This is a genomic window from Acinetobacter sp. ASP199, assembly GCF_022700675.1.
In the GTDB taxonomy this organism is placed as follows: Bacteria; Pseudomonadota; Gammaproteobacteria; order Pseudomonadales; family Moraxellaceae; genus Acinetobacter.
Window position 1 is genome coordinate 2,426,276 of record NZ_CP062182.1, and the last position, 13,158, is coordinate 2,439,433.

Genomic DNA, 13,158 nt, shown 5'->3' on the forward strand with positions numbered 1-13,158 from the left:
TAAAAAAACCAGTCAATCGACTGGTTTTTTTATTGAAAAGTCTTTTATTAAGATTTTACTTTTACTTTATAGCAGTCGGCAGCGGCAAGGCTAACAGTCCCTCCTGCAAGTTTAGCCAATTTCTTAACATCTTCATCAGAAGGATTTTGTTTACCATAAACTTGGCTAAAGCTAGCAAAGCTATTTGCCCATTTCACTGTATTCCCTTCAGAGTCTGTCAAACTGATCGTCGGTTTGGGAGTGTTCGTACCGTCACCTGTTACCCTTACATTAAATAAATCAGTCAAATGCACTAATGCCCCCCCTACCACGATTGATTCTGAAGAACCATCAGTTGAGGTCTTGATGGTGGAGTTCATACCAATGAGTGCACCGTTCAGATCCCCTAAAACTTCATTTGCCAAAACCAGACGAACAGAAAGTGTATTGTCTGTTTTCTTTCTGACAGCTGAAGGCACAAAGGCACGTGAAACGGTTCCAATACGATATTGTTGTACTGTTTCTACCGCATCCTCAGGACCCTCGACAGAATAGGTGGTTTGCATTGTAGATGGATTGAATTCAGCACTACATTCATCAACTTTTGCTGTAGCAGGTTTAATATTCGTACGAATATCACCATTTTCATCAATCACAATGCCCAAATTAATTGTTCTGTTTGAATCATTGGTTAAGGTGAATTTCAAATCGCCATATAATGGGAAAAAATAAGTTTCTTGATCTTGTACATTATTTTGAGTCTTAAAAACCCTTCGGTCTAAATGTGTAATTGGATAGATTTTATAAAGATCCATCGTGCCAGCAAAATTCAGTGAACCACCCGTTTGCTGCCACAGACCTAAGTCACGTTTTTCATTCTCATTTAAGTTATAACTCACACTCTTACCGGTGAGAACCTTGTAAAAACGCTCCTTACCAGCGATCATATAATCATTATATAAGCGACCTTGTTCTATCTTGAGTTTCTCGGAAGTAGAATCGCCAACTTTAAATAAATAACCCGGTGTATTGGCAATTTGTTTTGTTTCCGGGTCAATCCATGAGTTCTGGGCATCTGCAGTCATTTGTACAGGTTTAATACTACGAATTAAATGAGCATTCAGCCCGCCTATGGTCGTAAAATCACCAGGATTCTGTGTTGTGCTTTCTATTTTGCCTTTCCACTGTAAGCCACTGCCAAAAGTCATACCCTGTCGGTCAGTCATCAATATAAAGTGACCCAAGATATGTGTCAGCTCGGTATCTTTTAACGAGCATTCTCGGTTAAGATTACTGCATCCTACTAACCCTTCTGAACCAGTAACATAACTACCTATGGATTCAGTAGAAAACAGGGAAAATTCTGGCTGATAAACAGCAGCATTTGAAATATTTAATAATGCTTGAAGTACCTGTTTGGCCTGTTCTTTAGTAATCGTTGTTGGCCCCAACCATGTTTTCAGTAAAGCATCAAAATCCTGATCAGATAAAGTCTTAATTTTTTCAACAGTAATATCTTCATCTAATTGATCAAGTCCAGCTCGAATATCATCATTTATCGCAACAGGATAGATTTCCGTTGCTGATCGTAATTGATCGCTATTTAAACCCATGGCCTGAATTAACTGGACTAAGCGAATAGCAATATCATATTGAGACAGGTTACCTGCTGAGTTGGTCTTACGAATGCCCTCAGCGATATCCAATAAATTCATACGTGGATAATGAGATTTAGACGTAACATTACCAATCTGATTCATTGAGAATGAACCCAAATCTACACGTCTTTCATCTTTACCTAAGATATAGAAAGTAATTGACTGGCCTACTTTACAGGCACCTGTTGCCACGCCCTTATCTACGTCATAGGTTGTGATAAAAGTTTGCTTTGTATCATCGCCACAGTAAAAATCTAAAGTCTGTAATGGATAATCTAGAGCAAATTCAATACAACCTGGCCTTGTGCCAATACAAGCTCCATTGATTGTACTACTATCATATTTTTCTGGAATAACATCCGCGCTTTCACCGCCACATCCTTGGAGCAAGATTGCCATAGCTGAGAATGCAAAAGGTAATATTATTTTATTCTTATTCATCTTTATACTCATCTCGTTATCCTTAACGGATACCTATTAATTTTAATTGTCCTTGATTACTTAATACCCGCTCCTCAACATCAATTGCCGAGGCCAATGGCGTTAATAATAAATAGTGGCTATCACGTGGTACCTGTATCATGCCTTCTATATTTTCGTATTTCAGGTAATCCGATGCTGAATCATTATTTTTAAATCCACCGGCCCCTTCCAGAATACAACCTTTTTCATCCAAGAACACTGCAAATGGCCAATAAAAAGTGGGATCTTTTTCACGGGATGCATAAGATTGAATCTGAATATTTTGTAAAGGTTGTTTTAATTTCACTACTTCAAAGTCAAATTCATCCTTTAAAGGTGCGCGAGGCCAGAGATTTACCTGAGTATCCAGTGCAATATCCTTGGCTTTTTTAATTTTTTTATCCTGAAAACAGGTGCGCCCCATTCCCTCAGAAGCAGTTTCTGCAGAAATACGGTAATACGTACTCGCTAGAATGAGAGGAGTATCCTGCCCAGTATCCCTATTTTTCTTAAATAAAGCATGCATAACCGATTGTCCAACACCTTTTTCACGTTGAACCGTTTGCAGGCGTGTTGCTCCATTTTTAGTATCAATTATACCTTCCGGCATGGTATAGAAGCGTTTATTGCCATCCAGATTAAACTCTTTTTCCTCAAGCACTTCATTTTTGACATATTGGTTGCCTTCTATTTCCAAGATATCACCTTGCTCATCAAAGTACTTTTTTAAATTTTCGGCCGATGCTGGCTGGATATCTTCACTTTCCAGAGCAGACTGCTGGACGACAATAGGTTCAATCGAATGATCAAGATTCTGTTGTGAGCTATTGCTTGATAGAGTCTCTGGAATATCTTTCGTATAGATAGCAGGAGATGAAGTACGCGTTTTATTGATACTCTCTGAATGAGGTAAATTCTTTTTATTCTGAATTAGATCATTCTGTTTAACTTGCTGCTCTGTAACGACTTGACTGCTTTGAAGTTTAGTGGGTGCAGTCATGACCTGCGTTTGAGGATGCAAAATCTGTTTTTTTGGACTTGACTCTAAGACCGTTCTGGTTTGAGTATTATTTTTTTGTACTACCATTGGTCGGCCATCTGGACCAATAATCGTATGGAATGTACCGGCATAAACATTCCCTAATTGTGCTGTTATCAACACAACTAACGTCCTTAGCCATAAATGTCCTATCATCCTGATATGCCTACCATCTTGTTCTATAATTAAGTCCTAAAATTGTAATTTTTGTATCTGTTTTAACATTTAAACCCGCGTATGGATTTAATAATAAGTTATTAACACCTGTCTGGTTTGAAAGACTACTGCTATTAGCTGGAATACTATCCTTACTCCGTAAGAAACCAATCGATAAATCGAGATCTGTGTCTGCATCAAACTTGTAACCTACGCCCAGGCCAAATAATTGGGCATTATTGATCGGCACCATCGTGTTACGCTTGTTATCAGGAATAGCACTCGAACGCGGCTCATAACCTGCACGCAGCTTTAGACGGTCTGTTGCTGAGTATTCAAAACCGATTCCCCAACTCCATGGTGAGGTAAACTCAAGGGGTAAGGCTAATGAAGTATCGGTAACATTTGCAGATAAAAGCTTGGCAATTTTCAATGCTGAAATTTGACGATCAAATTCGAAACGGAATTTGTCCCAGGCTTTATAATCTGTCCATCCAACATCAAAATTAACCTGCAAATCAGGCAATAATTTATATTTAATTCCCGCCTGAAAATGTGCTGGAAACTCCAGATCCATGGATACCAAACCAGATTCACTCGCTGGTACAGAATTTGGGAATCCGAGAATAGCTGCAAGAATCTGCCCTGTCGGAGAAGACATCAAGCCCTTGATCATCTCCTGCGGCGCTCTGGCATTATCAATGTGATATTTACCCTTAAGGCGCATTTTTGCTGAACTTTGGTAGACCATACCAAAACTGAAATCTTCAGTAGGTTCCCATAGTACACCCAAGTTATAACTCGGGCTCAGGGATTGTTCCAGTCCAAGTTGCATTTGACCAAATTTGCCAAATGGATTCATTCCTTCTTGAGCATTACACATCCCGAGTAAAAGAATATCGGTGATAATGTCCGAGTTTTCTTTAAATGGTGTACATACCACTTCATCGATCATTCTCAGCATGCCGATGAGTTCATTCGGAAAACGTAGGTCGGTTTTCATACCCATGGCTTGGTATGACATACCGACACCACCTCCAATCGAAAGCGTATCACTGACCTGATAGCCTACCGAAGGTGACAGATAGGTAATCCGCTCAAGTGCAACCTGCTGCCCCATATAGTTTGCAGGATTGCCACTTTCAGCACCAAAACCCGCCATAAGAGGTGCATATACAGCTGTCGCATAAGTTGCTTTGGAGCCTGGTGGATTATAGGCAATTCCCATCGTGGGTGCAGCCACTGGCATCCCTTCCCCCAGATCTACCATCTTTTTTAAAATAGGTACATATAAGCTAACGTATTCAACGTCACCTCTGATCGGCCCATCTTTAAAATCAGTACATAGATCTGAATTGACCTCTGGTCCATCATTACAAACCAAAGGATCATCTGAATAACCGAAAACGTTATAACCAGCAGGGACACTGAACTCACGTCCAATATCAAAATTAGCAATAATAATCTGTTGCTCAGTTTGTAAGCCCTGAATTTTAGTCAAACCTGCCGGGTTAAAATGAACAGCATTAACTCCTGGCGGATCTGCAGTGACTGCATTACCTAGTGAAAGCGAGCGCAGGTCAACCGATAAATTTGTTCCTAATTGTGCAAATGCTGCACCTGAACAACCCGTTAAAAGAATGGCACTCACTAACGGGCTGAGTCGAATTTGTCTCATAAGACAGCCCCTTAGCGAATTTTCTTACCAAAACCTAAAATATCGAGTGGGAAAGATAGACCGAGCGAGACATCAGGTGCATCTTCCGTTAATCCTAGCCCTACAGTACCATTGACAATTGTTTCAGGAGAGATACGTACCCCGAGGGAAATTGCAAAGGTTGAACTGGTTTGATCTGCTGGCGAGTAACTTTCACCACTTGAATATCTGAACTCTGAACCAGTATTAAAGCTTTGCTGATAGGACATTGTCATTGAGACATCGTAATTAAACGAGTAAGCAAAACCAAAAGCAAAACCACCACTGATTCCGGGTTCAAATTCATCAATTACACGGTAACCCCGACGCTGATTTAAGTCAGTTACTTTAAATCCATAATTGGCAGAAACAGAAGCAAACAATACGACTGGATCAATATATTTACGGGTACTTGCTCCCACGCCTACAGCGTAATAGCCCTTACCTGTGGATAAATCATCAGCCGCATTAATTTCATATGGACTATCACCGGTCTTAGTGGAAAGATTACCAAATAAAATGAGTGGCAGACGTCCTGCTTTTAATGGAAATGGTTCCCAACGTGCTCCAAGACTTATATCACCTAAACCTGCTGTAGACGTATCTTTCAATAAGTCTGTTTTGGTTACCAGCGGTAAAGACGCTGTTAGGGTTAAATTGTCCTTTAGACCGTATTGTGCAGTGAATGTGTTAGTCAGCGTATGGGTTGCATTTTCCTGAACACGTAACTGATACAGTTGGCCTTGTGCCATTTCCAGATCTAACTGAGTATCTCGATAATAGGTATAGTCAATGTCATAATACGATGAAATTTCACCTTGCTTAATAAGTGAATATTGACGCTCATTCGAAGTAAAGACCTCTTCAAGATTTGTTTCTTGAGATGCATCCCCTTCACGCTGTTGTAATGCAGATGAAGCTTTTACCGGTTCTACGACTTGTTGTTCTACCGTAGTTGCTTGTGTTGATTCTGCAGTATTTTCCTCTGTCTCAGTGACTTGCTCATATCCACCTAATTCAGTTTCAGCTACAGATTCAGCAACAGCTTCTTCTACTTCTACGACTTCCTCGTATTCCCCTAATGCCGGCTCATCTGCAGCATATGCTGCCCCCATGACCATTTGAACACTAAGTGCCAAGAGAGTTTTGTTCATCCATTCACGTTTCATGTTGCATCCCACCATTTTTATTTTTCTAATTCAGTTTTTTAATTAGTTTTTACTTGCTCTTATAATAAAGTCTTAAGAAGTTATAGGTTGGCTGTCCAAAGGACTCAGATTCTGGATTCATATTGGTATCCAGACGAATTGTAGATGCCTTATCTGCAATTTTTTCCATATAGAACTGTGGATACTGAAAATCTACCAATGCATAACGGTTAATCGTGGCATCCTCAACATGGCGCATATCTGAATCTTGGAGTGCCAAGAGGTTTTTACGATATTGCTCAGGCACATTGATTAAATACAGCGTATTATTTTCCCAGACCTGTTTAAAACGTTGTTCATCAAAACTAATATTACCGAGTGCTGGATCTGCGACATAAACACGCCCATCTTTATATGCTTTATAGACAACAAAATGTTTAAATCCTGCATAAGAAATAGGAACAATAGCCGGCTGCCCTTGTTTGACCAAGTCTTCAAATTCTCCTCTATAGCCTCCACTTTCCAAGCCCAAAGCGGCTACAAAACGTTTCATATCCAGAAGAGAAAAGCTACGGCGTTCAATAATCTTATCGGTTTCACCAAATTGCATTAGACCATTCATGATTTGCTGTTCATCCAGCTGCGTACCCACATAACCATTCAATAAGGTCGTGAGAGCTGCTGAACCACAGCTATAGTCATAGGCTTGGCGGACAATCCCTCGAAATTGATCCTGTAGCGCTGGTTTAATCCGCACGGGCTCACGATGCATACGCACAAAAGAATCCTGACGGGAATCTAAGGTTTCAGTATAGCGAACTGTTTCAGCGGGCTGTTCCTTGATATCAAAGGCTTCTTTGGCAGCGTAGTAGATCAATGCCGAGCCCAACGCGATCTCTAACATATTTTTTTACTTTTCTTATCATCGGCATGATGCGCCTGATTATTCTTTTTATAGAGTTTTCACCCTACTTCCTTGTAACTAGAAAGATACCTTCTTTTTCAAAAAAATACAGTCTTTTTTTATTTTTTTAGATAAATGATACAGTCATAAAAAAAGCGCGTGTAAACACGCACTTTTTCGATTGAACTTAGTGACCAGCGATAGTAATAATCGCACCTGGATGGTAAGTACCTTGGGATGGGCTATAGTAAGTTTGCATGCCCTGAACTTCCATATCACCAATAGAGGCTGCAGCTCGGCTACCCAATTGAATACCTTGTACATAAGTATCATGCGCGCCACTAGTACTTACAATACGAATGAAACCATTTTTATTAGCATTTTCAGCTGGTAAACCTGATGCACCGAATACACTGATACTTTGATTCAACGTTAAATCTTTAGAATTAGCATCAGTTACCTTAATACTTCCAATGAAAATTTCACCTGGACCTGATGTGGTTACACCTGTAGCAACTGTTGCACCAGTCGTTGAATTATCAAGAATACCTAAGTTTTCAATCGTTAAGCCGCCAACCATTTTAGCACTCAATTGAATCATTGCGCCTTGTGGTGCGGCGCCTAATTGAATATTAGCTGACATTGGACCAGTCTTGATAGACAGTCCACTTAAGATATCATTAACCTTGCCAGTACCACCACGACGGATTGAGGTAGCACTATTATTTAAAGCTGCACTAGCCTGAACACCAATTTTACCAATTTTGATATCTAAACCTGAAACTTTTGCACCAATATTAATGAATGGATTACCATCACCAGCATCAGAGTCGATTGTTAAATCTGCAAGGTTACGACTAGCCAGCAAATACGCACCGTTATCGTCATAGTTTGCACCGATCACAAGACCATGTGTTTCGTTTGCATCACCAGCTATACCATTACCATAGATAACAATTGCTGCAGATTCACCTTTACCACCTAAATTAACAGCTCGAGAGGCTGAATCATATGAAGCTGTATTTGTGTCTATCTCAACTACTGTACCACGTTGAAGAGTTGGTAATTTACCTGGTGTATACTCAATACCGCTTTGATCTGATTTTAACTTTATACCACCAAACGATTCCATCGTAGCAGTTGTAGATAAACCATCATTGTCATGAATAAACAACTTTTCAATTTCAATTTTAGAGATACCAATACCGATACTCAAACCGTCTTGACCTGTAGTTGCGCTTAATGCTGAATCATCCATGGCTTGCATTGCCATCGCATTTGCGCTAATCGCCATTGAAGAAATTAAAGCTAATTTAGTGAATTTTTTCATTCGTACTCTCCCAAGAGTATTATTTTTTTGGTTGTGAATCACTCTTTGTCCATGATGTATTTTTATTTTAAGACAGCACGGACAATTAATCCTTGAGTGATTTGCTCGCCCAAATAAATTAGCTTCCTGTCAAATTTTGATCAACTGTTGTTGGTCGCATTCTGCTATTCACCGATAAACGGTATATTCAAGTTTCACCTCATTTTTCTTGATAATTGAGATAGAATCATCTCAGTCTCTTGAATGCTTTAAACTGAATGCATAACCCAACTTATCAACATCTCCTGATTGCTTCAAACACCCTTCCACATGTCATCTTAGAAGCATTAAGCCCCCTGGATCATGTTGTATATTTGCATGATAGCGGTACACCATTTATTGCCTGCTGCGCTGAACGCTATACAGTTGTACAGGATGATAAAGTACACACTTATCAAGCTGTTTCTTTTAATCAGTATGAAATGATTGCTCCAGATTTAACTGTCAGTTTCACGTCTAAATCAAATTTCGGAGCTACCGGATTTAATGGCGGCTTTGTTGGATTCATTTCTTATGACTTCGCAGCTCAGCAGCAAGTTCATTATGGACAGCGCCATCAGCCAGCCCTTTTTATGGGACAATTCTCTACTTATTTAAAACTGGGTCCAGAAGGATGGATTTTTAAAAGTAGTCATCCTGAAGCAGAACAGATTTTTCAGCAGATTCAGGCTTTGCTTGATCAATTCCATAATAAGTCTAAATTTAGTTTAGTTTCTCCATGTACGGCCCGTTGGAATAAATCGGCTTATCAGGAGGCTTTCAGTCAAGTTCAGGAATATATTAAAGCGGGCGACTGTTATCAGATTAACCTGACTCAAGAATTTTCAGCACAAGCTCAAGGCACTGTATTAGCCACAGCAGAACAATTTTGGCAGCTAACCAATGCGCCTTATGCAGGTTATTTACGAGTGGGTGAGTTTGAACTGTTAAGTTGTTCACCAGAACTGTTTATTGAGTTTCAATCTGAGCGACGGATTATTACCAAACCAATCAAAGGCACGATGCCGCGTTATGCAGATCCAATATTGGATGAGCAGTCTAAACAGACCTTAAAGAATTCTGAAAAAGATCAAGCTGAAAACGTGATGATCGTAGACTTATTGCGTAATGATTTGAGTGTTTATGCGGAAACTGGCTCAGTTAAAACACCAAAGTTGTTCAATATTGAAAGTTTTAATCAAGTTCATCATATGGTCAGTGAAGTACAAGCTACGCTGAAAAAAGATGTAAATCCATTTGATGTTTTAATGTCTGCCCTGCCCGGTGGTTCAATTACTGGTGCACCAAAAATTCGGGCTATGCAAATTATTGAAGAACTGGAAGGTGCACCACGTGGTGCCTATTGTGGTTCAATGGGCTATTTCAATAATGACGGTACTGGATCGTGGAACATCTTAATTCGTTCAATACAGAAATACCAAAATGAGGTGTCACTATGGGCTGGTGGCGGGATCACGATTAGTTCAAATGCTGATGCCGAATACCAGGAATGTTTTGATAAAGTATCTGCGATGCTAAATTTATTGAATACCTGGTATAAACCTGAATAAATAAAAAAGCGATTCGATGGAATTGTTTTAAATCTCCCCTAACGCCTCTTTTATAAAGAGGGGGATTTCCTCCCTTTATCAAAGGGAGGTTAAGAGGGATTAAATTAAACTAGAATTTCATTTTTCAAGGTATCAACCAAACGTTGATTCTGCTCATCTGTACCAATGGTAATACGTAAGAACTGGTTGATACGAGGCTTATTAAAATAACGCACAATAATGCCACGTTCACGTAATTCAGTTGCCAACTCACCTGCATCTTTGGTAGATAAAGAAGCAAAAATAAAGTTGGCACTTGATGGCAATACTTTAAATCCTAAATCCAACAGCTGCGCTACAAGCTTTTCTCGACTGGCAATGACTTTAGCATTTTGCGCTTCAAAGTATTCCTGATCTTCAAATGAAGCTACTGCGGCTGCAATTGCAAAACGATCTATTGGATAAGAGTTAAAGCTATTTTTTACTGCTTCAAGTGCTGCAATTAAATGCGGCTGAGCGATTGCAAAACCAACACGTAATCCAGCCAATGAACGAGACTTCGATGTGGTTTGACAGACTACAAGGTTGTCATACTTTTGCACCAAACTCACTGCAGATTCAGCACCAAAATCTACATAGGCTTCATCAATTACTACTACTGAATCAGGATTCGCTTGAAGAATCTCTTCGATTGCAGACAAGCCCAATGCGATACTCGTTGGTGCATTTGGATTGGTAATGATAATTCCGCCATTCGGCTGTTTATAGTCATCAACTACGATTTCAAAATCATCATTTAACGGCAAAACTTTGGTTTTGACACCAAAGAACTGGCTATAAACCGGGTAGAAGCTATAAGTAATATCTGGATACAGTAGCGGCAATTCTTGGATAAAGAAGGCTTTAAAAATATGTGCTAAGACCTCGTCAGAACCATTACCAACAAACACGGTTTCAACAGCAACTTTTTGCTGTTTAGCGATCGCCTGTTTTAGTTCAGATGCATCTGGATCAGGATACAAACGTAAAACATCTGCATCATTCGCAAGTACTTTTTGTACCGCTTCTACCACTTTTGGAGATGGCGGATACGGGTTTTCATTGGTATTTAATTTTAAAAGATTTTGGATTTTTGGCTGTTCACCTGGTACATAAGGTTCCAGCTCACGTACTTCAGGACTCCAAAAACGCATTTGTTCTGTGGTGATATTCATTTTTAAATTCTCTAAATCCCCTCTCCTGAGCAAGTTTTAAAGCACTGCTTTAAAACGAAGCGCAAGTGATGAGTAGCACTGCTACGCAAGGAAAGTTATTTTCTTTACTCCCTCATCCCAGCCTTTTCCCCAAAGGAGAAGGAGCTTAAAGCTTATAGGAAAGGGCAAAATCAATTACTGATAACGGTAACGTGCAGAGCGTGCATGGGCATCCAAGTTTTCTTGCTGTGCAAGAATATCTGCCGTTTTCGCTAAAGTTTTCACACCCTGTTCAGAGCACATGATCAAGCTCGAACGCTTTTGGAAATCATATACACCGAGTGGTGATGAGAAACGTGCTGTACCTGAGGTTGGTAGTACGTGGTTCGGACCGGCACAATAATCACCAATCGCTTCAGGCGTATAACGCCCCATAAAGATCGCACCAGCATGGCGAATATCTTCAGCCATTGCTTGAGCTTCGTCTAGACACAACATTAAATGTTCTGGTGCAACTTGGTTAATTAGCTCCACACCTTCAGCACGGTCTTTGACTAAAACCAATGCACCACGGTTTTCAATTGAAGTACGTGCAATCTCTGCTTTTGGTAATGCTTCTAAATGCTTTTCAATCCACGTATCCACTGCATTCAGTAAATCTTCATCCGGTGTAATGAATACCGCTTGTGCCACAGTGTCATGTTCAGCCTGAGACAATAAGTCCATTGCCAGCCATTCTGCGTTATTTTCACCTTCAGCATAGACTAAAATTTCAGAAGGACCTGCAATCATGTCGATACCAACTTGACCGAATACCGCACGTTTAGCCGCAGCGACGAAACGGTTACCCGGACCCGTGATTTTATCAACTGAAGGAATGGTTTCTGTACCATAAGCTAAGGCTGCCACCGCTTGCGCACCACCAATGGTGAAGACACGTGTCACACCTGCTAAATAGGCAGCGGCCAATACCAATGGATTCAATTCACCATTCGGTGCAGGCACTACCATAATGATTTCAGGCACTCCCGCTACATGAGCAGGCACCGCATTCATCAACACAGATGATGGATATGATGCCAAACCACCTGGCACATAAATACCTACGCGATCAAGCGGTGTAACTTTTTGACCTAAGGTATTGCCCAAAGCATCAACATAGGTCCAACCATCTTGCTTTTGTGCCTGGTGAAATTCACGTACGCGGTTAGCGGCTAATTCCAAAGCTTCACGCACTTCAACAGTCAAACCGTCAAAAGCTGCTTTTAATTGTTCTTGAGTCAGTTCCAGATCTGAAAATTGATGCGCTGGATGTCGATCGAACTGTTGTGTAAGTTTAAGAACATGAGCATCACCATGTTGACGAACATCGGCAATGATTTGATCTACAGTTTTTAATAGTTCTGGGTCACTCACAGTTTCAAAAGCCAACAAATCTGCAAAAACTTGTTTGAAATTTTGATCTTGAGTCGATAAACGTCGCATCAATTTATCCACAATGAAAATAATGGGAGGCTTTAGTTTACCTTGTTTCCTGATTATTGTGGACAAGATTCAACTTGGAATGACACAACTTTCATGAATAATTACTTTTGATTTTATTGCTAAACTCGTTCAATCTAGACTCAAGATCAAAACATCATCCGAAAAATAAGAGTATAAATATGGATGCGATACAGATTGCCCAGCAGTTTTCTCTCGGACACTTTAATCAATTGCATCCGTATATTTCTGATGACATTGTTTGGGAGATCATCGGTGAACACAACTCAATAGGAAAAGAAACTGTACTCAATCACATCACAACAATTGAGAGCTTTTTTCGAAACACACCTCATCTATTTACGTTAAAACATACCCATATTTGTCAAAATTTTATTATTCAAGGTCAAGCAACTTTACATTCAGATGGTCTTGATCATATTATTGCTGCTTGTGATATTTATGAATTCAATCTCGACTCACAGATTGTTAAAATTCAATCTTATTGTATTCCTATAAATCAGTCATAAAAAAACCGCCCTG

10 protein-coding genes are annotated in these 13,158 nt (G+C 39.9%); 2 read left to right on the top strand and 8 right to left on the bottom strand.

The genetic code is table 11. The annotated features are described in order from the left end of the window. Positions 1 to 47 precede the first annotated feature (47 nt). The 6 genes from IHE35_RS11555 to IHE35_RS11580 all read right to left on the bottom strand — a co-directional run bounded on the left by IHE35_RS11555 (position 48) and on the right by IHE35_RS11580 (position 8,372). Positions 48 to 2,078, bottom strand: coding sequence for a hypothetical protein (locus IHE35_RS11555; RefSeq protein WP_242787634.1), 2,031 nt, complete (start codon positions 2,076 to 2,078; stop codon positions 48 to 50). Between the two features lie 22 nt (positions 2,079 to 2,100). Further along, positions 2,101 to 3,261, bottom strand: coding sequence for a putative pilus assembly protein FilE (gene filE / locus IHE35_RS11560; protein ID WP_242787636.1), 1,161 nt, complete (start codon positions 3,259 to 3,261; stop codon positions 2,101 to 2,103). A gap of 43 nt (positions 3,262 to 3,304) precedes the next feature. Then, positions 3,305 to 4,972, bottom strand: a complete 1,668-nt coding sequence (locus tag IHE35_RS11565; RefSeq protein ID WP_242787638.1) for an outer membrane protein transport protein — start codon at positions 4,970 to 4,972, stop codon at positions 3,305 to 3,307. 11 nt (positions 4,973 to 4,983) lie between these two features. Further along, complete coding sequence (locus IHE35_RS11570) at positions 4,984 to 6,159, bottom strand: transporter (protein WP_242787640.1); 1,176 nt, start codon at positions 6,157 to 6,159, stop codon at positions 4,984 to 4,986. A 49-nt stretch (positions 6,160 to 6,208) separates the two neighbouring features. After that, the gene (locus tag IHE35_RS11575; protein WP_242787642.1) at positions 6,209 to 7,042 is read right to left on the bottom strand and encodes a C39 family peptidase; all 834 of its coding nucleotides are present in this window, start codon (positions 7,040 to 7,042) and stop codon (positions 6,209 to 6,211) included. A 187-nt stretch (positions 7,043 to 7,229) separates the two neighbouring features. Beyond that, positions 7,230 to 8,372, bottom strand: coding sequence for a DUF6160 family protein (locus IHE35_RS11580; protein WP_242787644.1), 1,143 nt, complete (start codon positions 8,370 to 8,372; stop codon positions 7,230 to 7,232). 257 nt (positions 8,373 to 8,629) lie between these two features. On the opposite strand from IHE35_RS11580, the gene pabB reads away from it, so the two are divergent. Next, entirely contained in the window at positions 8,630 to 9,961 is a 1,332-nt protein-coding gene (gene pabB, locus IHE35_RS11585) for an aminodeoxychorismate synthase component I (protein ID WP_242787646.1), read from the top strand. A gap of 104 nt (positions 9,962 to 10,065) precedes the next feature. On the opposite strand, the gene hisC is transcribed toward pabB, so the two are convergent. Further along, positions 10,066 to 11,154, bottom strand: a complete 1,089-nt coding sequence (hisC, locus tag IHE35_RS11590) for a histidinol-phosphate transaminase (RefSeq protein WP_242787648.1) — start codon at positions 11,152 to 11,154, stop codon at positions 10,066 to 10,068. A gap of 174 nt (positions 11,155 to 11,328) precedes the next feature. Beyond that, positions 11,329 to 12,630: a histidinol dehydrogenase gene (hisD, locus tag IHE35_RS11595; RefSeq protein ID WP_242787650.1), complete on the bottom strand. Its 1,302-nt coding sequence runs from the start codon at positions 12,628 to 12,630 to the stop codon at positions 11,329 to 11,331. A gap of 167 nt (positions 12,631 to 12,797) precedes the next feature. Between hisD and IHE35_RS11600 the strand changes: the two genes are divergently transcribed. After that, on the top strand, positions 12,798 to 13,145 hold the full coding sequence (locus tag IHE35_RS11600) for a hypothetical protein (RefSeq protein WP_242787652.1): 348 nt from the start codon (positions 12,798 to 12,800) through the stop codon (positions 13,143 to 13,145). Positions 13,146 to 13,158 lie beyond the last annotated feature (13 nt).

What these genes read in the sequence shown, in the direction of transcription:
- IHE35_RS11565 (WP_242787638.1), bottom strand. Translation starts at nt 4,972, where the DNA reads ATGAGACAAATTCGACTCAGCCCGTTAGTGAGTGCCATTCTTTTAACG.
- hisC (WP_242787648.1), bottom strand. Translation starts at nt 11,154, where the DNA reads ATGAATATCACCACAGAACAAATGCGTTTTTGGAGTCCTGAAGTACGT.
- IHE35_RS11555 (WP_242787634.1), bottom strand. Translation starts at nt 2,078, where the DNA reads ATGAATAAGAATAAAATAATATTACCTTTTGCATTCTCAGCTATGGCA.
- IHE35_RS11570 (WP_242787640.1), bottom strand. Translation starts at nt 6,159, where the DNA reads ATGAAACGTGAATGGATGAACAAAACTCTCTTGGCACTTAGTGTTCAA.
- IHE35_RS11600 (WP_242787652.1), top strand. Translation starts at nt 12,798, where the DNA reads ATGGATGCGATACAGATTGCCCAGCAGTTTTCTCTCGGACACTTTAAT.
- IHE35_RS11580 (WP_242787644.1), bottom strand. Translation starts at nt 8,372, where the DNA reads ATGAAAAAATTCACTAAATTAGCTTTAATTTCTTCAATGGCGATTAGC.
- IHE35_RS11575 (WP_242787642.1), bottom strand. Translation starts at nt 7,042, where the DNA reads ATGTTAGAGATCGCGTTGGGCTCGGCATTGATCTACTACGCTGCCAAA.
- pabB (WP_242787646.1), top strand. Translation starts at nt 8,630, where the DNA reads ATGCATAACCCAACTTATCAACATCTCCTGATTGCTTCAAACACCCTT.